The organism is Pseudomonas sp. ICMP22404 (assembly GCF_006227205.1).
Lineage (GTDB): Bacteria > Pseudomonadota > Gammaproteobacteria > Pseudomonadales > Pseudomonadaceae > Aquipseudomonas.
Genome location: NZ_VCNG01000017.1, coordinates 84,725 through 110,799, shown reverse-complemented (window position 1 = coordinate 110,799; position 26,075 = coordinate 84,725). Strand labels below are relative to the sequence as shown.

General features: G+C 61.3%; 23 protein-coding genes and 1 pseudogene. 7 read left to right on the top strand and 17 right to left on the bottom strand.

Going from position 1 to position 26,075, the window contains the following annotated elements; genetic code table 11:
• Position 1: 1 nt before the first annotated feature.
• From FGE05_RS24705 to FGE05_RS24655, 7 genes are all read right to left on the bottom strand, one after another.
• Entirely contained in the window at positions 2-823 is an 822-nt protein-coding gene (locus tag FGE05_RS24705) for a DUF4892 domain-containing protein (RefSeq protein WP_139649069.1), read from the bottom strand.
• Positions 824-952: 129 nt separating this feature from the next.
• Positions 953-1,804: an alpha/beta fold hydrolase gene (locus tag FGE05_RS24700; RefSeq protein WP_139649066.1), complete on the bottom strand. Its 852-nt coding sequence runs from the start codon at positions 1,802-1,804 to the stop codon at positions 953-955.
• Positions 1,801-2,595, bottom strand: coding sequence for an alpha/beta fold hydrolase (locus FGE05_RS24695; protein WP_139649064.1), 795 nt, complete (start codon positions 2,593-2,595; stop codon positions 1,801-1,803). Before FGE05_RS24695 ends, FGE05_RS24700 begins: the two co-directional genes overlap by 4 nt.
• Positions 2,596-3,525: 930 nt before the next feature.
• Positions 3,526-3,969: a hotdog fold thioesterase gene (locus tag FGE05_RS24670; RefSeq protein ID WP_041024931.1), complete on the bottom strand. Its 444-nt coding sequence runs from the start codon at positions 3,967-3,969 to the stop codon at positions 3,526-3,528.
• 195 nt (positions 3,970-4,164) lie between these two features.
• On the bottom strand, positions 4,165-4,617 hold the full coding sequence (locus FGE05_RS24665; protein WP_139649063.1) for a histidine phosphatase family protein: 453 nt from the start codon (positions 4,615-4,617) through the stop codon (positions 4,165-4,167).
• A complete protein-coding gene (locus FGE05_RS24660) occupies positions 4,614-4,961 on the bottom strand; it encodes a DUF4389 domain-containing protein (protein WP_139649060.1) in 348 nt (115 codons plus the stop codon). The genes FGE05_RS24665 and FGE05_RS24660 overlap by 4 nt, the downstream gene beginning before the upstream one ends.
• Positions 4,962-4,991: 30 nt before the next feature.
• A complete protein-coding gene (locus tag FGE05_RS24655; protein WP_139649058.1) occupies positions 4,992-6,017 on the bottom strand; it encodes an NAD(P)H-dependent glycerol-3-phosphate dehydrogenase in 1,026 nt (341 codons plus the stop codon).
• A 199-nt stretch (positions 6,018-6,216) separates the two neighbouring features.
• Between FGE05_RS24655 and FGE05_RS24650 the strand changes: the two genes are divergently transcribed.
• The 5 genes from FGE05_RS24650 to fabB all read left to right on the top strand — a co-directional run bounded on the left by FGE05_RS24650 (position 6,217) and on the right by fabB (position 13,156).
• Positions 6,217-8,340 carry a TonB-dependent siderophore receptor gene (locus FGE05_RS24650; protein ID WP_139649056.1) on the top strand — a complete coding sequence of 708 codons (2,124 nt, stop codon included), beginning with the start codon at positions 6,217-6,219 and terminating at the stop codon, positions 8,338-8,340.
• Positions 8,341-9,273 (top strand): ABC transporter substrate-binding protein, encoded by a 933-nt coding sequence (locus FGE05_RS24645; protein WP_139649053.1) that lies wholly within the window; start codon positions 8,341-8,343, stop codon positions 9,271-9,273.
• The gene (locus FGE05_RS24640) at positions 9,270-11,171 is read left to right on the top strand and encodes an ATP-binding protein (protein WP_139649051.1); all 1,902 of its coding nucleotides are present in this window, start codon (positions 9,270-9,272) and stop codon (positions 11,169-11,171) included. The genes FGE05_RS24645 and FGE05_RS24640 overlap by 4 nt, the downstream gene beginning before the upstream one ends.
• 237 nt (positions 11,172-11,408) lie before the next feature.
• Positions 11,409-11,924, top strand: a complete 516-nt coding sequence (gene fabA / locus FGE05_RS24635) for a 3-hydroxyacyl-[acyl-carrier-protein] dehydratase FabA (RefSeq protein WP_123346011.1) — start codon at positions 11,409-11,411, stop codon at positions 11,922-11,924.
• A gap of 11 nt (positions 11,925-11,935) precedes the next feature.
• A complete protein-coding gene (gene fabB / locus FGE05_RS24630; protein ID WP_139649050.1) occupies positions 11,936-13,156 on the top strand; it encodes a beta-ketoacyl-ACP synthase I in 1,221 nt (406 codons plus the stop codon).
• 128 nt (positions 13,157-13,284) lie between these two features.
• Here fabB and FGE05_RS24625 read toward each other — a convergent pair whose 3' ends face one another.
• A complete protein-coding gene (locus FGE05_RS24625) occupies positions 13,285-14,316 on the bottom strand; it encodes an amidohydrolase family protein (RefSeq protein WP_139649126.1) in 1,032 nt (343 codons plus the stop codon).
• A gap of 106 nt (positions 14,317-14,422) precedes the next feature.
• Between FGE05_RS24625 and FGE05_RS24620 the strand changes: the two genes are divergently transcribed.
• On the top strand, positions 14,423-15,283 hold the full coding sequence (locus FGE05_RS24620) for a pirin family protein (RefSeq protein ID WP_139649124.1): 861 nt from the start codon (positions 14,423-14,425) through the stop codon (positions 15,281-15,283).
• A gap of 138 nt (positions 15,284-15,421) precedes the next feature.
• Here FGE05_RS24620 and FGE05_RS24615 read toward each other — a convergent pair whose 3' ends face one another.
• From FGE05_RS24615 to FGE05_RS24600, 4 genes are all read right to left on the bottom strand, one after another.
• A complete protein-coding gene (locus tag FGE05_RS24615) occupies positions 15,422-16,150 on the bottom strand; it encodes a dienelactone hydrolase family protein (protein ID WP_139649048.1) in 729 nt (242 codons plus the stop codon).
• 66 nt (positions 16,151-16,216) lie between these two features.
• A complete protein-coding gene (gene htpG / locus FGE05_RS24610; protein ID WP_139649046.1) occupies positions 16,217-18,121 on the bottom strand; it encodes a molecular chaperone HtpG in 1,905 nt (634 codons plus the stop codon).
• A gap of 86 nt (positions 18,122-18,207) precedes the next feature.
• Positions 18,208-18,669 (bottom strand): PaaI family thioesterase, encoded by a 462-nt coding sequence (locus FGE05_RS24605; protein WP_139649044.1) that lies wholly within the window; start codon positions 18,667-18,669, stop codon positions 18,208-18,210.
• Positions 18,666-19,142: a PaaI family thioesterase gene (locus FGE05_RS24600; RefSeq protein WP_139649042.1), complete on the bottom strand. Its 477-nt coding sequence runs from the start codon at positions 19,140-19,142 to the stop codon at positions 18,666-18,668. Before FGE05_RS24600 ends, FGE05_RS24605 begins: the two co-directional genes overlap by 4 nt.
• A 157-nt stretch (positions 19,143-19,299) precedes the next feature.
• On the opposite strand from FGE05_RS24600, the gene FGE05_RS24595 reads away from it, so the two are divergent.
• On the top strand, positions 19,300-19,551 hold the full coding sequence (locus tag FGE05_RS24595) for a hypothetical protein (protein ID WP_041024944.1): 252 nt from the start codon (positions 19,300-19,302) through the stop codon (positions 19,549-19,551).
• Between the two features lie 56 nt (positions 19,552-19,607).
• On the opposite strand, the pseudogene FGE05_RS24590 reads toward FGE05_RS24595, so the two are convergent.
• The 5 genes and pseudogenes from FGE05_RS24590 to lpdA form a co-directional block, all read right to left on the bottom strand.
• Positions 19,608-20,359 (bottom strand): annotated as a pseudogene (locus FGE05_RS24590) (DUF599 domain-containing protein).
• Positions 20,360-20,619: 260 nt separating this feature from the next.
• Positions 20,620-21,933 carry a branched-chain amino acid transport system II carrier protein gene (gene brnQ / locus FGE05_RS24585; protein WP_139649039.1) on the bottom strand — a complete coding sequence of 438 codons (1,314 nt, stop codon included), beginning with the start codon at positions 21,931-21,933 and terminating at the stop codon, positions 20,620-20,622.
• A gap of 458 nt (positions 21,934-22,391) precedes the next feature.
• Positions 22,392-23,276: a succinate--CoA ligase subunit alpha gene (gene sucD / locus FGE05_RS24580; protein ID WP_003179236.1), complete on the bottom strand. Its 885-nt coding sequence runs from the start codon at positions 23,274-23,276 to the stop codon at positions 22,392-22,394.
• A complete protein-coding gene (gene sucC / locus FGE05_RS24575; RefSeq protein ID WP_003179235.1) occupies positions 23,276-24,442 on the bottom strand; it encodes an ADP-forming succinate--CoA ligase subunit beta in 1,167 nt (388 codons plus the stop codon). The genes sucD and sucC overlap by 1 nt, the downstream gene beginning before the upstream one ends.
• A gap of 196 nt (positions 24,443-24,638) precedes the next feature.
• Positions 24,639-26,075 (bottom strand): dihydrolipoyl dehydrogenase, encoded by a 1,437-nt coding sequence (gene lpdA, locus FGE05_RS24570; RefSeq protein ID WP_139649037.1) that lies wholly within the window; start codon positions 26,073-26,075, stop codon positions 24,639-24,641.

The window sequence follows — 26,075 nt, the reverse complement described above, 5'->3', positions numbered from 1 at the left end:
CTTAGCGCAGCAACTCAAGGTGAAGGCCCGCCGTATTGCCATCACCGGCCGCCTCCATCCGCGCCTCGCGAACCCCCTGCTCCGCCAGCGCCTGGCGCCAGGCCTCGGCCTTGGGGCCCGCGAGGCTGACCCGCAGGCCGGTGTCCAGGTTCAGTGCCCGGGCCAGCAGGCGTAGCCAGGTCTCGTCCGGCTCGCCGGCAAGACGTGGCAAATCCAGCACGCCGGTGTCCTTGAGCTGACGCAGCAGGGTGGCGGAGGTCGGCAGCAAGTCCCCCAGGGGAGCGCTCGCCTCGAACTGCTCGACATGCAGGTAGGCCTTGCGGTTGCCGCGGGTGATGCCGTACAGCGCAATCAAGGTGTTGTCTGCCGGTGGCGCCAGGCGCAGCAACAGATAGGCCTGGCCGTTGTCGGCACCGTAGAGCTTGGCGTTGCCGAACACTTCGTTGGCCCAGAGGCTGCTTTCCCCACAGTCACGGGCCTGGCACCAGTACAGCAGCTCGGCACCTTGCTGCTGCAAGGCTTCGCGGGCGACGGTAAAGGCCTGGGTAGCGGAATGTTCCGGCGGCAGCTCATAGGTCACCGACGTGACGGCACCGCGGCCATCGACCTGCCCGTCGAAACGCAACTGGCCGCTGATCTTGCGAATCGAGCCCAGGGGGTAGATGCGCTCGACGTCGCTGGTTTGCCGATAATCGACAATCTGCGCATCGGGCAGGCGCGGCACGCGCTCCAGGTCCCGGCTGCCGGGTACATCGGCGGCGAAAGACGCCGGGCTGATGCAGGCCAGCGCCAACCAGGTAAGTGAATGAACGAATGATTTCATCGGATCGACTTGGCCTGGCGCTCGTGGACGAAACCGGCGTCGTCCCTGCGCCACAAGGCGGGTAAACAGAGCTCTGTCATGGTGGTCTCCCTTTCAACCCGCCCAGCCTCGAGAGTTGCCCGGCGCAAGTCAAGAAGTGCTGAAGAACCGATTGAAACAGTCTGCTACAAGCACGGCACCGGTTTCGTCGTTCAGGTGCAAATGATGGCCGCCGGGCAATTGTTCATGACTGAAGGGTAGACGCTCCAGCAATTCGGGGTGCCGGGCCAGCATGCCCTCGGCTGCCACGATCAGATGGGCGGGACAACCGACCCGCGCCACGAAGGCCATGGCCTGTTCGTCGGTCAGGCGCAGCGGCGAGGGCAAGGTCAGGCGATTGTCGGTGCGCCAGGTGTAGCCACCCGGCACCGGCATCAGGCCACGCTGGGCGAGCAGCTCGGCGGCCTCGCGGCTGACCGCCACCAGCCCTTTCATGCGGGCTTCGATGGCCCGGTCGAGGGTTTTGTAGACCGGTTTGGTCTTTTTCTGCAGATCGAGCTGCGCCTGCAGGGCCATGCCCATGCGTTCGGCCGCGTTGTCGCCCTGGGCCGTCGGCGGAATGATGCCGTCGATCAGCCCCAGGTGCGTCACCCGCTCCGGCAGGGACCCGGCCAACACCAGCGACACGATCGCGCCCAGGGAATGCCCCAGCAGGGCGAAACGTTGCAGGCCCAGTTGCTCGGCGACCTGCAGCACATCATGGGCATAGTCCCACAGGGCGTAGCCGGCACCGGGCGGGCGATGCCCCGAATGACCATGACCGGCCATGTCCAGGGCAATGATCCGCAAGCCCTCCAGCCGGGGGGCCAGGCGGGCGAAACTGTTGGCATTGTCCAGCCAGCCATGCAAGGCGATCACCGGGCGCCCATCTTCCGGTCCGAACAGGTGGGCTGCCAGTTCGATGTGGGGCAGGCTCAGGCGGACTTCCTCGACTCCGTTCATGCGCTGCGCCCTTGCCAACGTTGGAACAGCCCCTTGAGCAGGTCAGCCGTGTCCAGAGGATGCTCCAGGGGAAACATATGGCCGCCGGGCATGCTCAAGGACTCGCCCAGGGGCATGCTGCCCACCGAGCGAGCGTGATGACGCATCACCACGCGGCTTTGTCGGCCTCGCACTACCGCCAAGGGCAACTTGAGCGTGCGGGTCCGACCGGGACTGGTGTGTGGCACGCCGCGGTAGATGCTGATTTCCGTGGCTGGATCGAAGCGCAGTCGCAGGCGGTCACCGACTTGTTGCAGGCCATGTTGCAGATAGGCGTCGAAGCAATCCGGGTCGAAACCGCGAAACAGGGTCTTGCCGGAAAAATATTGCCGGGCCGCTTCCAGGTCCTCGAACTCCTCTCGCCGGCCCAGGGTCCGGCCGGCCGGGGTCAGGCGGTCGATGAAGCCCAGACGCTTGGCCGCCAGGATCACCCAGCGGTCCGTGCGGGTCAGGACCGGCGAGTCGAGCATGACCACGCCACGGTACAACCGAGGGCAGCGCAAGGCCGCGTGCAGGTGCAGGACACCGCCCAGGGAGTGACCGACACCCCACACCGGTTCCGGCTGTTGTTCCAGGTGATGGATCAGCTCGTCCACCAGGTTGTTCCAGTTATCGTCCACCGGAAAACGTGGGTCATGGCCATGCAGCTCCAGGTGTGCGACCTGATACTGCGGCGCCAGTGCGGCAAACAGCTTGCCGTAGGTGGCCGAGGGAAAACCATTGGCGTGGGTGAAAAACACCTGTTGCGACATGACAGCCGATCCATTGAGGGAACTGAGGCCGATTGTCCGTAGAAGCCGGTGGCGCGGCAATGACCGTAACTGACAGGAATGATGACAGTCTGGCTTGGGCTATGGCGTTATGGCTGGCCAGCCGCAAATTTTGTGGCAACGACACCTGTGGGAGCAAAGCTTGCTCGCGACGCAGACACCGCCATTTCTGAAAGACTGCATTGGCTTCATCGCGGGCAAGCCTTGCTCCCACAAATCCCTTCGCTACAAAGACAGTCTGGCTTGGGCTATGGCGTTATGGCTGGCCAGCCGCAAATTTTGTGGCAACGACACCTGTGGGAGCAAAGCTTGCTCGCGACGCAGACGCCGCCATTTCTGAAAGGCTGCATTGGCTTCATCGCGGGCAAGCCTTGCTCCCACAAATCCCTTCGCTACAAAGGCAGTCTGGCTTGGGCTATGGCGTTATGGCTGACCAGCCGCAAATTTTGTGGCAACGACACCTGTGGGAGCAAAGCTTGCTCGCGACGCGGACACCGCCATTTCTGAAAGACTGTGTTGGCCTCATCGCGGGCAAGCCTTGCTCCCACAAATCCCTTCGCTACAAAGACAGTCTGGCTTGGGCTATGGCGTTATGGCTGGCCAGCCGAAAATTTTGCGGCAACGACACCTGTGGGAGCAAAGCTTGCTCGCGACGCAGACACCGCCATTTCTGAAAGACTGCGTTGGCTTCATCGCGGGCAAGCCTTGCTCCCACAAATCCCTTCGCTACAAAGACAGTCTGGCTTGGGCTATGGCGTTATGGCTGGCCAGCCGCAAACTTTGTGGCAACGACACCTGTGGGAGCAAAGCTTGCTCGCGACGCAGACGCCGACATTTCTGAAAGACTGCATTGGCTTCATCGCGGGCAAGCCTTGCTCCCACAAATCCCGTCGCTACAAAGGATCTGTGGTATCAGCGCGCCGGCGGTTGCTCGCCCAGCGGCACCACCGCCATGGTCAGGCGCGACACACAGTTGACCTTGCCTTCGTCGTTGCTCAGGCGGATGTCCCAGACCTGGGTGGTACGGCCCAGATGAACCATCCTGGCCGTGGCCGTCACCCGCCCGCTGCGCACACCGCGCAAGTGGTTGGCATTGATTTCCAAGCCCACGCAATAGAACTTGCTGGTGTCCACGCACAGGTAGGCGGCCATGGAGCCGACCGTTTCGGCCAGGACCACCGAAGCACCGCCATGCAACAGGCCGAACGGCTGATGGGTGCGGTGATCGACCACCATGCTGGCGGTCAGGGATTCGTCGTCGAACGACTCGAAACGAATATCCAGTACCTCGCTGATGGTGTTTTTAGCGGCAGCGTTCAGTTGTTCGATGTTGGGTGTGGTGCGCCACAGACTCATCGTTACCCTTCCTTATGTTTATGTGGGAGCAAGGCCCCAAGGCCAATCAAGGATCAAGCGATATTTCTGTGGGAGCGAGCCTGCTCGCGATAGCGGTCTGTCAGTTGACAGGGATGTCGACTGACACGGCCTCATCGCGAGCAGGCTCGCTCCCACAAGTCATATGGTTTGACTGGCAGCAAGGCCCGGTCTTTCTCATGGATGCCGAAGGCCCTTGAGTCGCATCGCACCGGCCAACGGCAGGTCACCTTCCAGCTCAGCCAGACCAGCCGTGTTCACCCGCTCGGGTTGTTGCAGGTGACCGTGTTGCGCAAAGCCCAACAGGCTGCCCACCAACGGGTTATGGCTGACCAGCAGCACATCATCCCGATCCCCGAGATGCTCCAGGACTGTCTGGGGCCGGGTTTCCGGCTTGAGCCAGTCGACCGTGATCAACTCCGGTTCGAACCCCAACGCCTCACGCACCAGTTGCGCAGTCTGCTGGGCGCGCAGGTAAGGGCTGGCATAAATGGCGGTCAACGGGCGGCCGATCAATTCGGCGGCACTGCGCAGGACTTCTTCACGCCCGTGAACCGTCAAGGCCCGCTCGGGATCGGGGCGGGCACCGTATGGCTCGGCTTCGCCATGACGCAGTACCCACAGGTTCATAGCTTGGGCTCCTCATCCTGGACAGGGTGCGGCGCCGGCGCCACGACGTGGGGCGCTTCGCCTTCCGGCGCGCGCGGGCTCGGCCAGTCAGCGAAGGGCCAGGGTTTCTGGTCGCTGTGGAAGGTGCCGAAACGGCCGATCTGGGCCAGGAACTGGCTGAGGCTGTCGCCGAAGTTCATCAGGCTGGCGCTGGGTGCGCCATAGATCAATCGATAGATCAATTGCACCAGTACCACGGCGCCAAGGATGAATTGCGCCACTTGCCAGACCAGCAGGTAAACCACCATCCACAGCACCCGCAACAGGATGGACTCGTATTGGGTCTGCCCTTTCGAATCGTTCATAGCTCACTCCTGCTTGTCATCGACAGCGGCTCAATTGAAGCCACTGGTGGAAATGAAATCGACATCGGTCTTCGGCTCGCCACGCATCAACAGTTCGATCACCTGTTCCAGCGTGCGCCCTTCGAACAGAATCGCGTGCAACCCCGCGACCAGCGGCATATAGACCCCGGCCTCCTGGGACTTGGCCTTGAGTACCTTGAGGGTGTTCACGCCTTCGGCCACTTCGCCCAGGCGCGACACGGCCTCGTCCAGGCTCAGGCCCTCGCCGAGAGCGAAGCCGACCTGGTAGTTGCGACTCTTGGGCGAGGAGCAAGTGACGATGAGGTCGCCCACCCCCGCCAACCCGAGGAAGGTCATTGGATTGGCGCCCTGGCTGACGGCAAAGCGCGTCATTTCCGCCAGAGCCCGGGTGATCAGCATGCTCTTGGTGTTCTCTCCCATGCCCAGCGCCACCGCCATGCCGGAGATGATCGCATAGACGTTCTTCAGCGCTCCGCCCAGCTCCACGCCGAAACGGTCGGCACTGGCATAGACCCGGAAAGTGCGGCCATGAAGCGCGGCCTGGACCCGCTTGCACAGTTCTTCGTCTTCACTGGCCACCACGGTGGCGGTCAAGGCGTGCTCGGCGATTTCCCGCGCCAGGTTCGGCCCGGAAATCACCCCGATCCGCGCTTTTGGCGCGATCTCTTCAAGAATCTCGCTCATCAGCTTGAAGGTCTGGGCTTCGATGCCCTTGGTCAGGCTGACCAGGAACTTGCCGCTCAGGCAGTCGGCATGGGGCGCCAGCACCGAGCGCAAGGCGCTGGAGGGCAAGGCGACAAAAAACAGGTCACTGCCCTGGAGCGTGGCCTGCAGGTCGGTCACCGGCTCCACTTCCGGACGGATCTTGATGCCCTTGAGGTAACGCGGGTTCTCGCGGTTGACCCGGATGGCCTCGGCCTGCTCCGGGTCACGCATCCATTGGCGTACCGGGTGACCATTCTCGGCCAGCAGGTTGGCCACGGCGGTACCGAAACTCCCGCCTCCCAGGACCGCAATCGGGCGCTGTTCAGTCATATGCAATCCGTTCATCCATACCAAGTGGCGATGCCGGGCATTATACGGAGCGCCCAGATCGCGACTAGCCCCGCTATTAATTACCCACAACTGTAGGAAGCTGACCATCAATTGCTCGGAAAATGCTATCAACGCAACTGGAAAAGTCTCTCAGCTCAGTTAACATGCCCGCCATCATTCTGTTATCAAAGGCTCTGCCGTGACCGTTGGCCCCTCCCGCTCAGGCTCGTCCCTGCTCTTGGCGCTGCTCGTCAGCCCGCCAGTGTGGGCCGACGACTTGTTTGTCGACAGCCAACCCCTGCCCCAGGTCCTGACCGCCACTCGCTTGAAACAATCGCCAGCGGCGGTGCCGGGCAGCATGACCGTGCTGGACAGCGAGCTGATCAAGGCCAGTGGCGCCCGGGACATCAGCGAACTGCTGCGCCTGGTACCCGGCATGATGGTCGGCAACCTCAGCGGTAATCAGCCCACCGTGAACTACCACGGCACCAACGCCAGCGAAGCACGCCGCATGCAGGTGCTGATCGATGGCCGCTCGGTGTACCGCGCCGGTCTCGCCACCGTTGACTGGAGCGACATTCCGGTGGCCATGGAGGACATCGAGCGAATCGAAGTCTTCCGCGGCCCGAACACGGTCAGCTATGGCGCCAACGCGCTGATGGCGGTGGTCAACATCATCACCCGGGCGCCGGCCAACAGCCACGGCACGCGGGTGAAGATCACCCAGGGCCAGCGCGGCATCAGCGACTGGTACGCCAGCCAGGGCACCGGCTGGGAGGGGGGCGATCTGCGACTTTCCTTGTCCGGTCAGGAAGACGACGGCTTCGACAGCGACCGCAACGGCGCCGACTACCGCGATAGCCGCCGCTTGAACCGTATCAACCTGTCGGTCAGCCAGACACTGAATGAACAACAGAGCATCGATTGGCAGTTGAATGCCAAGGACGGGACCAACCAGCGGCCTTATACCTACCACCCGGTCTTTGCCGGTATTACCGCCGCTGGGGATAACTCCGACGTCATCGCCAAGGACTATGCCGGCTCGCTGCGCTGGAATCTGGACCTCAACCCCAACCACAGCCTGTATGTGCAGAGCTCGATCCAGCACTGGGATCGCCAGCAGACCTGGCGCGCCTGCGATGCCGAGGTGTCCTTCAGCCCGCAACTGACCGACCTGTGGCTGCTCAATCCCAACTACGCAGAGAAGCTGGCGCGCAACATGCCCGGCTTCACCAGCACCGGCGCGCCACCCGGTACGGCGCAGGAACAGGCGTTGGCCAACCAGGTGCTCGACCAATGGCGCAACGGCGCCTCGCGAACCGTGTGCGGCGATATCGACCAGAGTGCCCGGGAATCACGCTACGACCTGGAGATCCAGGACACCCTGAGCCTGTCCGACAGCCTGCGACTGGTGACCGGGGCGAACTATCGCTATGACCGGGCCGATTCCGAGACGTACTTCGACGGCACACTGGATGACACCACCTGGCGGCTGTTTGGCCAGTTCGAATGGCGGGCCACCGAGCACTGGCTGTTGCAGGGCGGCGCGATGTTCGAAGACACCCGCCTGACCGGCAGTTCGCTGACACCGCGGGTGGCGGTCAACTACCTGATCACGCCACGGCATGGCTTGCGGGCGGTGTACTCCGAAGCGGTACGCTCACCGGACATGTTCGAGAACAACGTCAACTGGAGCTATCAGGTCACGAACCTGCAACCCACCGCCTTTGGCCGAAGCAGCGCGCGTTACTTTGTCCAGACCCGCGGTCCGGGAAACCTCGAGCAGGAACACATGCGCTCCCGGGAACTGGGCTACAACGGCTATTTCATGGACCTGGGCCTGACGGTTGACGTCAGGCTGTTCCACGACGAAATCACCGGCATGATCAGCGAACCGCTGCGCAACAACCAGTACATCGCCAGCAACGCCAATGAGTCGCAGTTTTCCGGCGCCGAAACCCAACTCGACTGGCGCATGACCAACGCCGACCGCCTGCGCGTGACGTATGCCTACGTCGACGCCCTGGCCAGCGCGCCCCTCGATGAACAACTGACCGCCCGCAACAGTGGTTCGGCCGGCTGGCTGCGGGACTGGGGCCAGGGTTGGAACAGCTCGGTGTTCTATTACGCCGCCGATGCCCTCAACGGCTACCGCTTCGAACGGGTCGATACCCGCCTCGCCCGGCGCATCCCGCTGGGCAAAGCCAGCCTGGAGCTGGCGGGTGTCCTGCAACAACGCCTCGACAATCAACCCACCACCTTCGTCGACAACCGCTACGACTCCCGACATGTCATGTACTTCAGCGCGGAGTTGTCCTTCTAGATGGCCCGGAGCCAACCGGGCAAGAGGCCATTTCCCGGCCGCCTGCCGCTGGCACTGTGCCTGGTGCTGGCGGGCCTGCTGGCAACGCTACAGGCCCGCGCCGCCGAAATCCTGTTGACCGGAACCCAGGACAGCCCCGGCGTGCAGTCCTTTACCCAGGCCCTGAAGGCCCTGCGCCCCGAAGACGATGTGCGCTTCACCCCGTTGGCGAGTCTGCCGGCACCGGACAAGTTGCCGGCCAATATCCGCCTGGTGCTGCTGGACCTGCCCAGCCTCGACTGGCGTCTGCAAGCGGCTCAGGGACCGGCCACGCTGGTGCTGCGGATCAGCCGGCTACAAGCCCGGGACCGCCTGGGCGAGGCAATCCCCGCGCACTTGAGCCTGTTGTGGAGCGATCCGCCGGTAGCGCGACAATTGCGCCTGATTCGCACGATCTTCCCGCAAGCGCGCAGGGTCGGCGTGCTGTTCGACGGGCACAGCGAGTTCCTGCTCAAGGAGATCCGCCAGGCCGCCGTACCGCTGGACCTGGAGATCGTCACCGAGCGCTGGGAAGACACCAGCGACAGCCGCCCCCTGCAAAACCTGCTGGGCCAGAGCGATGTCTTGCTGGGCCTCGACGACCCCGACCTGTACAACCCCAAGACCGTGAAGAACCTGTTGCTCAGCAGCTATGCCCGACAACGCGCGCTGATCGGCCCGAGCGCGGCGTTCGTCAGGGCCGGCAGTCTGGCCAGCACCTACAGCGACCAGGAAGACTGGCTGGCGATTCTCGACGATCTGCTCGACCGTCCCGTCGCCACCTGGCCACGCGCGCTGTATCCGGCTCGCTTCAAAGTCCTGGACAACCGGCAAGTCGCCCGCTCCCTGGGGCTCGAACCGATTGACGCCGCTTCCGTCGCTACGCAGTTGGCCGAAGGAGAACACCGCCCATGACCTTGCGTCGCCGTTGGGATATCAGTACACGCACCCAGCTCATCGCCCTTGGCCCGGCGTTGCTGCTGACCGTGCTGTTGATCAGTTTCTTCACCTTCGTGCGAATCCAGGACCTGCGCCAGGAACTCAATCACACCGGGCAACTGATCGCCAACCAACTGGCTCCCGCCACCGAATACGGCGTGATTTCCGGCAACAACGATGTGCTGGAAAGCCTGCTCACCGCCACCCTGGCCACGCCCCACGTGCGCTTTCTGGAAGTACAGGACAGCACACACCGGGTGTTGGTGCACGTCGAGCAGCCCGAGCAGAATCGTGTTCACTCCCAGCAGATCGAAATGTTCCAGGCGCCGGTTCGCCTGCAGCGCATCGCCCTGAACAACGATTTCCTGCAAGGCAGCAGCCCCCCCATCGAGACTCCTGGCGAAGATTACCTGGGCCGGGTGATCGTCGGCATGTCCAGCGATGCCTTCAGCCAGCGGCAGCAGGAAATCCTGTTCAAGGCCGCGATCCTGGCGTTGTTCGCCCTGCTGTTCACCTTCCTGGTGGCGCGTCGCCTGGCCTCTGACCTGTCCCGGCCGATCCGCGACATCGGCAACGCCGTCAAGGCCATCCAGCAAGGCGACTACAGCAAACCGTTGCCTATCGTTGACGACGCCGAGCTGGGGGCCTTGTCGCGGCATATCAACAACCTGGCCGACGGCCTGGAACAAGCCAGCCGGGAACAGCACCAGGCCATGGCGCAGTTGATCAAGACCCGGGAAGAAGCCGAAAAAGCCAACAGCGCCAAGTCGGAATTCCTGGCCATGATGAGCCACGAGTTGCGCACGCCCATGAACGGTGTGCTGGGCATGCTGCAACTGCTGGAAACCACCCGGATGACCGACGAGCAGCACGAGTACACGGCACTGGCTTCGGAATCCACCGAGCACCTGTTGAAGGTGATCAACGACATCCTCGACTTCTCGCGCATCGAACGTTCGGCCCTGGAGCTGGAACATATCCCGTTCAACCTGACCGAGCTGGTGGGCAGTTGCGCCCAGTCGTTCCAGCACAGCGCCGCCCAACGCAAATTGGGCCTGGACCTGCTGATTCCGGACGACATGAAGGCCTTGCAGGTGCAAGGCGATCCGACGCGGATCCGACAGATCCTGGTGAACCTGATCGGCAACGCACTGAAGTTCACCGAGCAGGGACGTGTCACCGTGCAGTGCCAGTGGCAGGCCCTGGACCACGAATTGCTGTGGTTCACCTGCACGGTGCGCGACAGTGGCATCGGTATTTCACCCGAAAGCCTGGAGCGCATGTTCGACGCGTTCCAGCAGGCCGACAGTTCGATTTCCCGCCGCTACGGTGGCACCGGCCTGGGCCTGCCGATCGCGCGCACCCTGGCCGAACGCATGGGCGGCACGCTGCGGGCCCAGAGCGAGGAAGGCCAGGGCTCGGTGTTTACCCTGGAAATTCCGCTGGCCCGGTCCACACAGGGCCCGGTGGAGATCCCACCGCGACTGTCCCACGGCGGCGAGGGTGGCGCCGGTCGCAACGTGCTGCTGGTGGAGGACAACCCGGTGAACCAGACCGTGATCGAAGCCATGTTGCGCAGCCTGGGCTTTACCGTCAGCATCGCCGCCGACGGCGCCCAGGCCATCCGCAGCGCTGAAAGCCTGATGTTTGAATTGATCCTCATGGATTGCCGCTTGCCGGTGGTCGACGGTTACGAGGCCACGCGACGGATCCGCCAGTTACCAGGTTGCGGCGAGGTACCGATCGTCGCCCTGACGGCCAATGCCTTGCAGGGCGATCGCGAAGCCTGCCTCGCGGCAGGCATGAACGATTACCTGGCAAAGCCGTTCAAAAGGGTTGATCTGCAGCATATTCTGCAGCGTTGGGTGCATTAGTAGCCTGTGTAGCTGGCGTGAAAGACGAAAGTGCGGCAGTCTTAGGCACCCGAACGAGCCTCGATTGAAGCTCGGATAAAAAATTTCAGTGCACAGGTGTACATTCATTTTCCGTGTGCTGTGACTTTCACTACAACGCAATAGTCTATGAGTAGGCTGTCGATTCGAGGCATGACCGCTTCGATCGGTCGGGAAGATTCGCCCAACCCTGCCGCATGGGACTATTGAGGAGCTCGCATGACCAAACAAAACGCCTTTACCCGGGAAGATCTGCTGCGCTGCAGTCGCGGTGAGCTGTTCGGCCCAGGTAACGCGCAACTGCCCGCCCCGAACATGCTGATGGTGGATCGCATCACCCATATCAGCGAAGAGGGTGGCAAGTACGGCAAAGGTGAATTGGTCGCCGAGCTGGATATCAATCCGGACCTGTGGTTCTTCGCCTGCCATTTCGAAGGCGATCCGGTCATGCCGGGCTGCCTGGGCCTGGATGCCATGTGGCAACTGGTCGGTTTTTTCCTCGGCTGGCAGGGTCTGCCGGGCCGCGGTCGCGCCCTCGGTTCGGGCGAAGTGAAGTTCTTCGGTCAGGTCCTGCCGACCGCGAAGAAAATCACCTATAACATTCATATCAAACGCGTCCTCAAGGGCAAGCTGAACATGGCCATTGCCGATGGTTCGGTGGCTGTCGACGGTCGCGAGATCTATACCGCCGAGGGCCTTCGGGTCGGCGTTTTCACCTCCACTGACAACTTCTAAGGGTTATCCGCATGCGCCGCGTCGTTATCACTGGTCTTGGCATCGTTTCTTGCCTGGGCAATGACAAAGAGACCGTCTCCGCTAACCTGCGTGCAAGTCGCCCTGGCATCCGGTTCAACCCGGAATACGCCGAAATGGGTCTGCGTAGCCAGGTTTCCGGCTCCATTGACCTCAACCTCGAAGAACTGATCGATCGCAAGATCTACCGTTTTGTCGGCCATGCAGCGGCTTACGCCTACCTGGCCATGAAAGACGCCATCGCCGACTCCGGCCTGACCGAAGAGCAGGTGTCCAACCCGCGCACCGGCCTGATCGCCGGCTCCGGCGGTGCCTCGACCTTGAACCAGATGGAAGCGCTGGACATCCTGCGCGAGAAAGGCGTCAAGCGCGTCGGTCCGTATCGCGTCACCCGGACCATGAGCAGCACCGTTTCCGCCTGCCTGGCCACGCCTTTCAAGATCAAGGGCCTGAACTACTCCATCGCTTCTGCCTGCGCCACCAGTGCCCACTGCATCGGTACCGCCATGGAACAGATCCAGATGGGCAAGCAGGACGTCGTGTTCGCCGGCGGCGGTGAAGAAGAACACTGGAGCCAGTCGTTCCTGTTCGACGCCATGGGCGCCCTGTCCAGCAAGCGCAACGACACGCCAGAAAAAGCCTCCCGCGCCTACGATGCCGACCGTGACGGTTTCGTCATTGCCGGTGGCGGTGGCATGGTGGTGGTCGAGGAGCTGGAACATGCCCTGGCCCGCGGTGCAAAAATCTACGCGGAAATCGTCGGCTACGGCGCTACGTCCGACGGCTACGACATGGTTGCCCCAAGCGGCGAAGGTGCTATCCGCTGCATGCAGATGGCGATGTCCACCGTCGACACCCCGATCGACTACCTGAACACCCACGGCACTTCGACTCCGGTCGGCGACGTCGCGGAAATGAAAGGTGTGCGTGAAGTGTTCGGCGACAAGGCGCCGGCCATCAGCTCTACCAAGAGCCTGTCGGGTCACTCCCTGGGCGCCGCCGGCGTTCACGAAGCGATCTACTGCATGCTGATGATGGAAGGCAACTTCATCGCCGGCTCGGCCAACATCGACGAGCTGGACCCGGAAGTGGCCGACCTGCCGATCCTGACCAAGACCCGCGAAAACGCCACCATCAACACCGTGATGAGCAACAGCTTCGGCTTCGGCGGCACCAACGCCACCCTGGTACTGAAGCGCTGGCAGGGCAAGTAAGCCCCGCTGCTACGCCGCACACGAAAACGCCCCGACCGGTTCGGGGCGTTTTTTTTGCCTGCTTCTACCCTGTGGGAGCATAGCTTGCTCGCGATCCAGACACCTCAGCGCTCAAGACCGCGTTGACCTCATCGCGGGCAGGCCTTGCTCCCACACAACACCGCCAGGAAATTATCCCGCGCCACCTTCCTCGCTACCTCTTCGGGCAAGGCATCGAGAAACGGATCGAAGCCGCGCAGCTCCTTCCCCAGTTTGCCGAAACGTCCGACCACATCCGACCCCACCATGAAGCGCTCCGGAAAGCGCTCCACCAGCCTTACCCACTCCGGCCGAGGCGTGCCCGCTTCGTCGAGCAAATAGGGCGTGAGCAGGCTCCAGGACAGATCTATGTACAGATTGGGGTAGGCCTCGAGCAGCCGGGTCAGGGTTGGCAGCAGGAAATCCAATCGGGTCTGATGCCGATGAATCTCCATGCTGGTGCCGGCGTGGGCCCAGATGAAGCGGGTGTGCGGGTGCCTGCGCAACGATTCTTCGATTTCTGGCAGGTAAAGCGGATTCTTCTCACGCTTGGAGGTGATGTTGGAATGCAGCATTACCGGCAGGTCGTGCTCGGCCGCCAAGTGATAGATCATCGTCATGGCTTCGTTGTTGGCGCGCGGGGTGTCGCCCGAGGTCAGCGCCGTGAGGTCATCGTGACGGGTGAAGACTTCACCGATGCCTTGCCACAACCCCGGGTACAGATCAAGCATGCGCTGGACATGGGCGGCGGAGTTCTTGTCATTGGGGTTGAAACCCGACAGGAACGGATGAAAGTGCCGGCGTTGCTCGGTGGTCAACTTGCTCACCGCCGCCGCGACAATCCCATCGGTGGCGCTGTACCAATAGGCATCCGCATCGTCACCGGCGTAATAACGTGGACGCTTGGGCTCGTCCTCGTGCCATTTCTTGGCGACCGGGATACCTGAAATCATCACATGCTCGATGCGATTGTCAGCCATCGCCTGGAGCAGCTTGGGCATGCCGGCGGTTTCCTGAAAGAAATCGACGTAATGCAGGTGCGCATCGCTGTAGGCATATTCGCGGGCCATGGCGGCACTGCTCGAAGCGATCAGCAACCAGGCGAAGATCAGACGGGTCAATGGGTCATCTCCAAGGGCCATGAGCAGCATAGACCCCACCCTTCCCACCCGGGTTCAAGTCGCCCGTGCCGCCAACCGCGACGGCGGGTTATGCTCGCCGCATCCGTTGTTCAATCCGGGAGACACCATGACCCTGCCCCTGACCGTTCGCCCCCGCGCAGAAGATGTCGAAGGCCAGCCGATTCTTCGCCCGCTGCCGTCCGCCAAGTGCCGCAGCGTCGGACCTTTCGTGTTTTTCGACCATATGCTGCAGACCACCTACCCGGCCGGCAAAGGGATGAATATCCGCCAGCATCCCCACATCGGGCTCTCCACCCTCACCTACCTGTTCGAAGGAAAAATCCAACACAAGGACAGCCTGGGCTCGGACCAGGTGGTCGAGGCCGGGGATGTCAGTTGGATGACCGCTGGCAGCGCCATCGCCCATGTCGAGCGCACGCCGGCCGCGCAACTGGGCAGCGATTTCGTCATGCACGGCTTGCAAGTCTGGCTGGCCTCGCCCCAATCCCACGAACAAGGGCCGGGGCATTACAGCCATCACCCGGCACGCACCCTGCCGGTCAGCGACAACCTGGGCGTCGTTATCCGCATGATCGCCGGGTCAGGCTTTTGCCTGGAATCGCCAGTACCGGTGCTGTCTCCTACGCTCTATGCCGAACTCAACCTGCAAACCGCGACGACGCTGCTGATTCCCACCGAGCATGCAGAAAGGGCACTGTACGTATTGAGCGGTGAAGCGCTGTTAGAAGGCGAGCCGCTGGAGCCGCACTCGCTGGTAATACTGCCGGTCGGTGAAGAGATGACGCTGTTTGCCAGCAGCGACTGCCATGCCGTGCTGTTCGGCGGCGCACCGCTGGACGGACCGCGGCGGATGAACTGGAATTTCGTCTCCAGCGATCCGGCCCGGATCGACGAAGCCCGCCGCCGCTGGGCGGCCGGAGACTGGCCGACCGTGCCGGGGGAAAGTGAGCGGATCGAGTTGCCCTGAGTTCAGTATCGCCTGATAGATCGCCATCGCGAGCAGGCTCGCTCCCACAGGAGGGCGTCGTTCACCCATCCAATGTGGGAGCGAGCCTGCTCGCGATGACGGCAGGCCAGACAACAACAAAATCAGATCAAGCCCAACTCAGCCCGCAAACACTTCATCCAGTAAATTATGCATCGACCGGAACGCCCGCGTGGCCACCTTGGGGTTGTACATCATCTTGCCCGGTACATTGGCGTGGGGGTCGGTGAACGAATGCACCGCGCCACCGTAGCTGAGCAGCTGCCAATCGACCCCAGCGGCGTTCATTTCGTCTTCGAAGGCCGGCAGTTGTTCTTTCGGCACCAGCGGGTCTGACGCGCCGTGCATCACCAGCACCGAGCCCTTGATGTTCTTCGCATCCGCCGGGTTCGGCGTATCCAGGGTGCCATGGAACGAGATGGCGGCCTTCAGCGGCGCACCCGCGCGGGCCAGTTCCAAGGCACAGCAACCGCCGAAGCAGAAGCCGAACGTGGCGAGTCTCGCAACGTCGACCGGCGTCTCACCCTGCCCTTGCAGTTGTTCGAATGCCGCCTGCATGCGCTTGCGCAACAGAGCCCGGTCATTCTTGAGCGGCATCATCGCCGCCCCCGCCTCATCGGCATTGGTAGGGCGCACGGTCTGGCCGTACAGGTCGGCGATCAACACCACATACCCCTTGGCCGCCACCGACTTGGCGATGTCCTCGGCCCCCGCCCCAACCCCCATCCAGTTCGGCGCCATCAGCAAGCCCGGACGCGGGCCCTGCTGGGCGGCATCGAAGGCCAGGCGACTTTCGTAGGTCTGGCCGTCGATCTGATAGACCACTGAACGAACCGTAATCTGACTCATGACTGTCTCCTTTTTAATGGATACCAGAAACGAAAACCCCGCCGAAGCGGGGTTTTCCTTACCTCATCAAGCTGACAGTTCAACCAGCAGCTTGTTCAGGCGACGCACATAGGCCGCCGGGTCCTTCAGGCTGTCGCCCGCCGCCAGGGCCGCCTGGTCGAACAGGATGTGCGACAGGTCGCCGAAGCGCTCTTCGCTCTGCTCGTTGTCGAGTTTTTCCACCAGCGGATGAGCCGGGTTGAACTCGAAAATCGGCTTGGAGTCCGGGACTTTCTGGCCGCTGGCTTCCAGGATCTGGCGCATTTGCAGGCCGAGGTCCTGTTCACCGATGGCCAGGATCGCCGGGGAATCGGTCAGGCGGTGCGAGACACGCACTTCGCTGACGGCATCGCCCAGGGCTGTCTTGATCCGCTCCACCAGGCCTTCCTTGCTCTTGGCGACTTCTTCGGCGGCTTTCTTGTCTTCTTCCGAATCCAGGTTGCCGAGGTCCAGGTCGCCACGGGCCACGTCGACGAAGCTCTTGCCGTCGAACTCGTTGAGGTAGCTCATCAGCCACTCATCGATACGGTCGGTCAGCAGCAGCACTTCGATGCCTTTCTTGCGGAAGACTTCCAGGTGCGGACTGTTCTTGACCTGTGCATAAGTTTCACCGGTCAGGTAGTAGATCTTGTCCTGACCTTCCTTGGCGCGGGCCAGGTAATCGGCCAGACCGACGATCTGCTCGCCATCTTCACCCTGGGTCGACGCAAAGCGCAGCAGGCCGGCGATCTTCTCTTTGTTGGCGAAGTCCTCGGCCGGACCTTCTTTCATCACCTGGCCGAAGTTCTTCCAGAAGCTCTTGTATTGCTCGGGCTCGTTCTTCGCCAGTTTTTCCAGCATGTCCAGGACACGCTTGGTCAGCGCCGACTTCATGGAATCGATGATCGGATCTTTCTGCAGGATTTCCCGCGAAACGTTCAGGGACAGATCGTTGGAATCCACCACACCCTTGATGAAACGCAGGTACAGCGGCAGGAACGATTCGGCCTGGTCCATCACGAACACGCGCTGCACGTACAGCTTCAAGCCACGTGGCGCTTCACGCTGGTACAGGTCGAAAGGAGCACGGGCCGGCACGTACAACAGCGAGTTGTATTCCAGCTTGCCTTCGACCTTGTTATGGCTCCAGCTCAGCGGGTTCTCGTAATCGTGGGCGATGTGCTTGTAGAACTCCTGGTATTCCTCGTCCTTCACCTCGGTGCGTGGGCGAGTCCACAGGGCGCTGGCGCGGTTGACGGTTTCCCATTCCACTTCTGGCTTTTCTTCGCCTTCAGCGGCGGTGACTTCCTTCGGCAGCTCGATCGGCAACGCGATATGGTCGGAGTACTTCTTGATGATGTTGCGCAGGCGCCAGCCATCGGCGAATTCGTCCTCACCGGACTTGAGGTGCAGCACGATGCGGGTGCCGCGATCAGCCTTGTCGACGGTGGCGACTTCGAACTCGCCCTCGCCCTTGGACGACCAATGCACGCCTTCGCTCGCAGCGAGGCCGGCACGGCGGCTGAATACTTCGACCTGCTCGGCGACGATGAACGCGGAATAGAAGCCGACGCCGAACTGACCGATCAAGTGGGAATCTTTCTTCTGGTCGCCCGACAGGTTTTTCATGAAATCGGCAGTGCCGGACTTGGCGATGGTGCCCAGGTGCGTGATCACCTCTTCGCGGCTCATGCCGATACCGTTGTCTTCGAGGGTGACGGTCTTGGCGTCCTTGTCGAAGCTCACACGGATTTTCAGTTCAGCGCCGCCTTCCAGCAATTCTGGCTTGGACAGGGCTTCGAAACGCAATTTGTCGACAGCGTCGGAGGCGTTTGAAATCAGCTCGCGAAGGAAAATTTCCTTATTCGAATACAGCGAGTGAATCATCAGGTGCAGCAGTTGCTTTACCTCGGTCTGGAAGCCCAGGGTTTCCTTTTGAGTTTCCACGCTCATGGTCATCAAACTCCAAGTGGATGGTGGTGTCCGCCTCGCTGAGATGGCGGCGGGATGTCCTCAAGGTGGGGGCAACGATGGGGATTTCAAGGGTGGTCCGACTTTGCAGGCTCCTGGATCTTGAAATGCGCCCGCGCGGTTGCGATCGGCTCGGCTTCCACGTCTTGCCAGGCAGTGATGGCAACGTTGGCCACCCGTCGGCCCTGGCGCCAGACCTGGCACCTGGCATAGGTGTCGCGAAATTTCCCGGCGCGCAGGTAATCCAGGGAGAAATCGATGATCTTCGGCACACCCGGCGCGCGAGTGACGATCAACAGATGAACGGCTGCCGCCAGCTCCATGAAGCCGGCAATGACGCCGCCATGGATCGCCGGCAGTAAAGGGTTACCAATGTTGTCCTTGTTGGCCGGCAGGCGAAAGAGCAGGTCATCGCCCTGGCGCACGCATTCGACGCCGATGAGCTGTGCATAGGGGATCGCGGCGAGCAGCCGCCCATGATCGCCCTGCTCGCAGGCCTGGCGCAGTTCCTCTCGGGTGATGTCGGTCATGGCGTGTTCCTGGCAGCCATCGGGCCACCCTTCGTGAATCCCCTGGCGTGCTGGCCCAGGCGCATGAATGTACCCACCACGTGGGCAATGGGGTGATCGGGGTCGTCCTGGTAGGCGAAACCACGGGTGAAAATCACGTCTGGCGTCACCCGATAGCATTGCGCGAAACCATAGACATCCTTGTTCGGCTCGGCGGCGTGCATGTAGTCGATGCGCAGGTCCAGGGTCGGACAGACCTCGAACTCAGGCAGCACGCAGAGGGTCGACATGCCGCAGGCGGTGTCCATCAATGAGGTCAACGCCCCGCCATGAAGGACACCGGTAAGCGGGTTGCCCACGATCCGGGGGCTGAAAGGCAGCACCAGGGTCAAGCCTTCGTGGCTGGCGCTGTGCAACTTCAGGCCCAGCACCTGGCAATGTCTCAGCGCGGACAGGAAACGCGTGGCGCGCTCAAAAACGGGGTCTTCGGCCATGGGTTCAATGCTCTTGTCAGTAACGAGGCGTGATAACAGGCGCGACTCATAAAGTTCCATTGCATAGCAAAGTTATATATCTGTCGCAAAAGAGGAACTTAACCCGAGGGGGATTGCTCAAACGGCCAGTAGTTATATCCATAAGGAGAAACACCCCATGCGTAAGACTTTAGCTATTGCCTTGATGTTGGCCGCCTCCCTCGGTCTCGCTGCCTGCGATAAGAAATCCGAGGACAAAGCTCAAGATGCCAACCAACATGCTGAGCAAGCTCAGCAGGACATGAACAAAGCACAGGATAAAGTGAACGACGCGGCGAAAGAAAACGCCGAAGCCGCCAAAGATCAGGCTGAAGCAAACAAAGCCGCTGCTCAGGAACAAGCGCCTGCCACAGCGCCTAAAACCAACTGATCGGTTTTAGCGGCAAAAGAAAACCCGCCAAGTGCGGGTTTTCTTTTGCCTGCGATTTATCCGGCCGTTGTCATGCCGCGTCCTTGACGACTTCCGGTGCCGGTACTTCCGTCGGCGTATAGACCATGACGTCCAGCACATCGGAATGAAACTCGCGCTGATAAAGCACGAACACCACGCCGGCACTCATCAACATGAATAACCAGGGGCTGACGAACCACGCCAACATGGTCATGCCGAAGTAATAAGAACGCAGGCCGAAGTTGAACTGGTTGGCGGCCATCGAGATAACTCGCGCGGCCCGCAGTGCAAAGGCCTTGCGTTCCTGCTCCGAGACATGGCGTTCGCCGATCATCGGTGCCGAGCCCACCAGGACCGCCGCGAAGTTGTATTGACGCATGCACCAGCTGAACGTGAAGAACGCGTACACGAACACCAACGCCAGGCACAGCAGCTTGACTTCGGCCATGCCCTGGGAAGCCTGCTGCACCAGCGGCAGGTCCGCCAGCAAGGACACCGCCCGGTCGGATGCGCCGAGTACCGTCAGGATGCCGGCCAGGATGATCAACGTGCTGGAGGCAAAGAATGATGCGTTACGCTCCAGGTTACCGATCACGCTGGCGTCGGCGATACGGTTCTCGCGCAGCAGCATGCGACGCATCCAGTCTTCACGATACAGGTGCATCACGCTGGCCAGACAGGCCGTATCACGGGCCTTCCACGTGGCATAACGGGTATAGCCGCCCCAGCAGACGATGAACCAGACAGCGGCCAGGAGATGGATCAGGTTGACTTGGATGAATGACATGCAATTCCTTGTATAAAAAGAACATGGTGCAGTTGCTGCGCCTCCTGTGGGAGCGAGCCTGCTCGCGATTGCGATTGATCAGCTATCCATTCATTGGCTGACTTACCGCTATCGCAAGCAGGCTCGCTCCCACAGGAAAACTTCATTTGTGCAGGACACTGCTTCGACGTTAGCCCAAGGAAAAAGACACCGCTGCATAAAAAAATGCCCCGTATCGATTGATACGGGGCATTTCGGTTAGCGAGAACGGCTGTAGATGCTTAAGCCAGTGCTTCGCTGCGCTTGCCCAGCAGGCGATCACACACCACGGCCACGACCAGGGTCATGACCGACGGCACCAGCCAGGCCAGCCCCTGCTCGCTCAGCGGCAGATGAGCCAGTTGCGCCGGCATCCAGTCTGCCAGCCCTGCTCCCTTGAGCGCGTCGACCAGGCCAAACAGGAACGACACCAGCATCACCGGGCCGACGATGCGCCCCTGTTCGTGCCAGAAGTCCTTGCAGAAGCTCAGGGCCACCAGGGCGATGCACGGTGGATAGATGGCGGTCAGCACCGGAATCGAGAAGGCGATCAGCTTGGTCAGGCCGAGGTTGGACACCAGCAACGAAAACGCCGCCAGGATCACCACCAGCGTCTTGTAGGACAGCGGCAGGACGCGACTGAAGTATTCGGCACAGGCACAGGTCAGGCCCACCGCGGTCACCAGGCAGGCCAGGGAGATCAGTACGGCGAGGAAACCGCTGCCCAGGCTGCCGAAGGTGTGTTGCACGTAGGCATGCAGCACGGCAGCGCCGTTGGTGGCACCCAGCGCCACTTCGTGGCTGCCCGAACCCAGGCGGAACAGGCTGATATAGACCAGCGCCAGGCCGAGCCCGGCGATCAACCCGGCAATGATTGCGTAACGGGTGATCAAGGCCGGCGATTCGACGCCTCGGGAGCGGATCGCGTTGACGATGACGATGCCGAACACCAGGGCACCGAGGGTATCCATGGTCAGGTAGCCGTTGATGAAACCCTGGGAGAACGGTGCCGCGACATACTCCGGCGTGGCCACGCCGATACCACCGGCGGGCAAGGCAAACGCTGCGATCCCCAACACGGCCAGGGCAATGATCTTCAGCGGCGCGAGGAACCGTCCAACGGTATCCAGCAGCCGACCCGGGTAGAGCGAGATGAAGAACACCACCAGGAAATACACCGCGCTGTAGAGGAACAGCGCCAGCGGGCTTTCGCCGGTCAGCGGCGCCAGGCCGACTTCGAACGAGACGGTGGCGGTACGCGGCGTGGCGAACAGCGGGCCGACAGCCAGGTAGCAGACCGCGGCCAGCAGACCGCCGGCGATCTTGCCGATGGGGCTGCTCAAGGCATCCATCGCCCCGCCGACCTTCGCCAGGGCGACCACGGTGACCACCGGCAGCCCGACCGCCGTGATCAGAAAGCCCAGCGCCGCCATCCAGACATGAGGCCCGGACTGCAAACCGACGATAGGCGGGAAGATGATGTTGCCGGCCCCGACGAACAGGGCAAATGTCATGAAACCAAGCGCCAGGATGTCCTGGCCTTTCAACACTTTCATTAAGGAAACCACACTACTGAATCGGAATTTAGAGAGGGATTTCCCCGAGGGTAGAGGGAAATGCTGCCGATCCGTATGGGACCGACCCGTTTAGCGCGGCGCTTCCTTGTGGGCAGCGGTCGCAAAATGGCTGCTAGCCTAACCAATCTGGAGCACAAACGCACTGTTACAGGGCAAACTATCCGATACACGACGTTTCTGTGTCGCGTTTACATATCTATTTTTCCCCCATAACCTCCCTGGTGGACAGCGGATGACCTGTGGCGAGGAGATTTATCTGTGGGAGCAAGGCTTGCCCGCGACGAAGACGGCTCGGTGCCTGCGAAAACGAGGCGCCTGCATCGCGGGCAAGCCTTGCTCCCACACTTGCTTCCACGCTGCTTCCACACAAGTACCAGAAACGACAAAGGCCACCCGAAGGTGGCCTTTGTTGCTGGAACGAAAAGATCAGCCGAAGCTTACTTCTTCATTTCCCAGCCAGTCAGCTCGGCCAGGGCCTTGCCGATGTCTGCCAGCGAACGCACGGTTTTCACGCCTGCGTCTTGCAGTGCAGCGAACTTCTCGTCTGCAGTGCCTTTGCCGCCAGAGATGATTGCGCCAGCATGGCCCATGCGCTTGCCCGGAGGAGCAGTCACACCTGCGATGTAGGAAACAACCGGCTTGGTCACGTTTGCCTTGATGTAGGCAGCCGCTTCTTCTTCAGCCGAACCGCCGATCTCACCGATCATGACGATCGCTTCGGTCTTCGGGTCTTCCTGGAACAGCTTCAGGATGTCGATGAAGTTCGAGCCTGGGATCGGGTCACCGCCGATGCCGACGCAAGTCGACTGACCGAAACCGGCGTCAGTGGTCTGCTTCACAGCTTCGTAGGTCAGGGTGCCGGAACGGGAAACGATACCGACCTTGCCTGGCAAGTGAATGTGACCTGGCATGATGCCGATCTTGCATTCGCCTGGAGTGATCACGCCTGGGCAGTTAGGGCCGATCAGGGTGATACCCAGCTCGTCGCACTTGACCTTGGCTTCCAGCATGTCGATGGTCGGGATGCCTTCGGTGATGCACACGATCAGCTTGATGCCGCCGAACGCCGCTTCAAGGATGGAATCCTTGCAGAAAGGAGCCGGAACGTAGATCACGCTGGCGGTGGCGCCAGTGGCTGCAACAGCGTCCTTGACGGTGTTGAAGACAGGCAGGCCCAGGTGCTCGGTGCCGCCCTTGCCAGGCGTTACGCCGCCAACCATCTTGGTGCCGTATTCGATGGCTTGCTGGGTGTGGAAACTACCTTGCGAACCGGTAATACCCTGGCAGATAACCTTGGTGTCTTTATTGATCAGGACGCTCATTATTTGCCCTCCGCAGCTTTAACGACTTGTTGAGCAGCGTCGGTCAGGCTGGTAGCAGCGATGATGTTCAAACCGCTTTCTGCCAGTACTTTAGCGCCCAGCTCAGCGTTGTTGCCTTCGAGGCGAACAACAACCGGGATTTTCACGCCAACTTCTTTCACGGCGCCGATGATGCCTTCGGCAATCATGTCGCAACGAACGATGCCGCCGAAGATGTTGACCAGCACTGCAGCGACGTTGGTGTCGGACAGGATGATCTTGAACGCTTCGGTTACGCGCTCCTTGGTAGCACCACCGCCCACGTCGAGGAAGTTGGCTGGCTTGCCGCCATGCAGGTTGACGATGTCCATGGTACCCATGGCCAGGCCGGCACCGTTGACCATGCAGCCGATGTTACCTTCCAGGGCTACGTAGTTCAGTTCGAACTTGGCAGCGTGCGCTTCGCGCGGATCGTCTTGCGACGGATCGTGGAAAGTCTTCAGCTTAGGCTGACGGTACATGGCGTTGGCGTCGATGTTGATCTTGGCATCGAGGCAGTGCAGGTCGCCGTCGGCCTTGATCACCAGCGGGTTCACTTCCAGCAGTGCCAGGTCGTGGTCCTGGAACAGCTTGGCCAGACCTACGAAGATCTTGGCGAATTGAGTGACCTGCTTGCCTTCCAGACCCAGCTGGAATGCCAGTTCGCGACCCTGGAATGGCTGAGCGCCAACCAGTGGATCGATGGTGGCCTTGAGGATTTTCTCAGGGGTATCGTGAGCGATTTTCTCGATGTCCACGCCACCTTCGGTGGAAGCCATGAACACGATGCGACGGCTCGAACGGTCAACGACAGCGCCCAGGTACAGCTCTTTAGCGATATCAGTGCACGATTCAACCAGGATCTTGGTGACTGGCTGACCATTGGCATCAGTCTGGTAAGTTACCAGACGCTTGCCCAGCCACTGCTGTGCGAAGGCCTTGGCGTCTTCTTTGCTGCGAACCAGCTTGACGCCGCCCGCTTTACCGCGACCACCGGCGTGAACCTGGGCTTTGACAACCCACTCGCTGCCGCCGATTTTGTCGCAAGCTTCTGCTGCTGCTTCCGGGGTGTCTACCGCGTAGCCTGTGGATACTGGCAGGCCGTACTCAGCGAACAGCTGCTTACCCTGATACTCGTGAAGATTCATGCTTATTACCGTCTTCGTTAGGTACTGCGCATTCGGTGCTGCACCGTTTCAGTGCCGCACCACCTGTGACTGCTGCTTGCGTAGCCTTCCGGGCAACCGGTCGAGCTACGCAAGACTGCGTCCAGCGGACATTCCGCGGTGAGTCTTGCTCGCAAGGCTCACGACGGGCCGAACCGCCGTGGTTTCTTATTATTTATTAACGCTTCTTGCGGTTGGCCACGTGGATGGCGCCGCCATTTACGGCCAGGGCCGCTTCGTGCAAGGCTTCGGACAGGGTCGGATGGGAGAAGACCATCATGCCCAGATCTTCAGCGCTGGTGCCGAATTCCATGCCGATCGCGCCTTGCTGTACCAGCTCGGCAGCGCTTGGGCCGATGACGTGAACGCCCAATACGCGATCCGTCTTGGCATCGGCGATGACTTTCACGAAACCGCCGGTATCGTTGGCTGCCATGGCACGGCCACTGGCGGCGAACGGGAAGGTGCCGACGTTAACTTCAACGCCTTCGGCTTTCAAGGCTTGCTCGGTTTTACCGACCCATGCGATTTCCGGGTGGGTGTAGATAACCGAAGGGATCAGGTCGTAGTTCATCTGGGCCTTGTGACCCTTGATGCGCTCGACCACCACGATGCCTTCTTCGGACGCCTTGTGCGCCAGCATCATGCCGCGGACCACGTCACCGATGGCGTAGACGCCCGGTACGGTGGTGGCGCAGAAATCATCAACCTGGATGAAACCGCGCTCGTCGATTTCAACACCGCTGTCGGCAGCCAGCAGGTCGGTGGTCACCGGACGACGGCCGACCGCAACGATCAGTTTGTCGAAGGTGATGGTCTGTTCGCCGTTGGCGTCGGTGTAGGTCACCACGACTTCTTCGCCGTTGACCTTCGAACCGGTCACGCGAGCGCCCAGCTTGATGTCCAGGCCCTGTTTGGTCAGGGTTTTCAGCGCTTCCTTGGAAACTGCAGTGTCAGCCGCCATCAGGAAGGTGTCGAGGGCTTCCAGTACGGTCACTTGCGCACCCAGGCGCGACCATACCGAACCCAGCTCGAGACCGATCACGCCGGCACCGATGACGCCCAGGCGCTTAGGCACGGACTGGAATTCCAGGGCGCCGGTGGAGTCGACGATCACGTTCTGGTCGACCGGAGCCGGTGGAATGTCGATCGGACGCGAGCCAGGAGCCAGGATGACGTTTTCGGCTTCGATCACTTCAACCGAGCCGTCCGGCTTGGTCACTTCGACTTTCTTGCCCAGCAGCAACTTGCCGTGGCCCTGGATCGAGGTCACGCCGTTGGCCTTGAACAGGGTGGCAACACCGCTGGTCAGGTTCTTCACGATGTTGGCCTTGCGACCGACCATCGCCGGTACATCCATGCTCACGCCGGAGTGGCTGATACCGTGGATCTTGAAGCCGTCTTGCGCTTCGTGGAACTTCCAGGAGCTGTCCAGCAGCGCCTTGGATGGAATGCAACCGACGTTCAGGCAGGTACCGCCCAGGGCCAGTTTGCCCTCTTTGTCGGTGTACTTCTCGATGCAGGCAGTAGTGAGGCCCAGTTGCGCAGCCTTGATGGCCGCTACGTAGCCACCAGGGCCCGCACCAATCACTACCACGTCGAATTTCTGAGTCAT

Coding starts and splice junctions, on each gene's coding strand:
- FGE05_RS24705 (WP_139649069.1), bottom strand. CDS start 823: ATGAAATCATTCGTTCATTCACTTACCTGGTTGGCGCTGGCCTGCATC.
- FGE05_RS24700 (WP_139649066.1), bottom strand. CDS start 1,804: ATGAACGGAGTCGAGGAAGTCCGCCTGAGCCTGCCCCACATCGAACTG.
- FGE05_RS24695 (WP_139649064.1), bottom strand. CDS start 2,595: ATGTCGCAACAGGTGTTTTTCACCCACGCCAATGGTTTTCCCTCGGCC.
- FGE05_RS24670 (WP_041024931.1), bottom strand. CDS start 3,969: ATGAGTCTGTGGCGCACCACACCCAACATCGAACAACTGAACGCTGCC.
- FGE05_RS24665 (WP_139649063.1), bottom strand. CDS start 4,617: ATGAACCTGTGGGTACTGCGTCATGGCGAAGCCGAGCCATACGGTGCC.
- FGE05_RS24660 (WP_139649060.1), bottom strand. CDS start 4,961: ATGAACGATTCGAAAGGGCAGACCCAATACGAGTCCATCCTGTTGCGG.
- FGE05_RS24655 (WP_139649058.1), bottom strand. CDS start 6,017: ATGACTGAACAGCGCCCGATTGCGGTCCTGGGAGGCGGGAGTTTCGGT.
- FGE05_RS24645 (WP_139649053.1), top strand. CDS start 8,341: ATGGCCCGGAGCCAACCGGGCAAGAGGCCATTTCCCGGCCGCCTGCCG.
- FGE05_RS24640 (WP_139649051.1), top strand. CDS start 9,270: ATGACCTTGCGTCGCCGTTGGGATATCAGTACACGCACCCAGCTCATC.
- fabA (WP_123346011.1), top strand. CDS start 11,409: ATGACCAAACAAAACGCCTTTACCCGGGAAGATCTGCTGCGCTGCAGT.
- fabB (WP_139649050.1), top strand. CDS start 11,936: ATGCGCCGCGTCGTTATCACTGGTCTTGGCATCGTTTCTTGCCTGGGC.
- FGE05_RS24625 (WP_139649126.1), bottom strand. CDS start 14,316: ATGGCCCTTGGAGATGACCCATTGACCCGTCTGATCTTCGCCTGGTTG.
- FGE05_RS24620 (WP_139649124.1), top strand. CDS start 14,423: ATGACCCTGCCCCTGACCGTTCGCCCCCGCGCAGAAGATGTCGAAGGC.
- FGE05_RS24615 (WP_139649048.1), bottom strand. CDS start 16,150: ATGAGTCAGATTACGGTTCGTTCAGTGGTCTATCAGATCGACGGCCAG.
- htpG (WP_139649046.1), bottom strand. CDS start 18,121: ATGAGCGTGGAAACTCAAAAGGAAACCCTGGGCTTCCAGACCGAGGTA.
- FGE05_RS24605 (WP_139649044.1), bottom strand. CDS start 18,669: ATGACCGACATCACCCGAGAGGAACTGCGCCAGGCCTGCGAGCAGGGC.
- FGE05_RS24600 (WP_139649042.1), bottom strand. CDS start 19,142: ATGGCCGAAGACCCCGTTTTTGAGCGCGCCACGCGTTTCCTGTCCGCG.
- FGE05_RS24595 (WP_041024944.1), top strand. CDS start 19,300: ATGCGTAAGACTTTAGCTATTGCCTTGATGTTGGCCGCCTCCCTCGGT.
- brnQ (WP_139649039.1), bottom strand. CDS start 21,933: ATGAAAGTGTTGAAAGGCCAGGACATCCTGGCGCTTGGTTTCATGACA.
- sucD (WP_003179236.1), bottom strand. CDS start 23,276: ATGAGCGTCCTGATCAATAAAGACACCAAGGTTATCTGCCAGGGTATT.
- sucC (WP_003179235.1), bottom strand. CDS start 24,442: ATGAATCTTCACGAGTATCAGGGTAAGCAGCTGTTCGCTGAGTACGGC.
- lpdA (WP_139649037.1), bottom strand. CDS start 26,075: ATGACTCAGAAATTCGACGTGGTAGTGATTGGTGCGGGCCCTGGTGGC.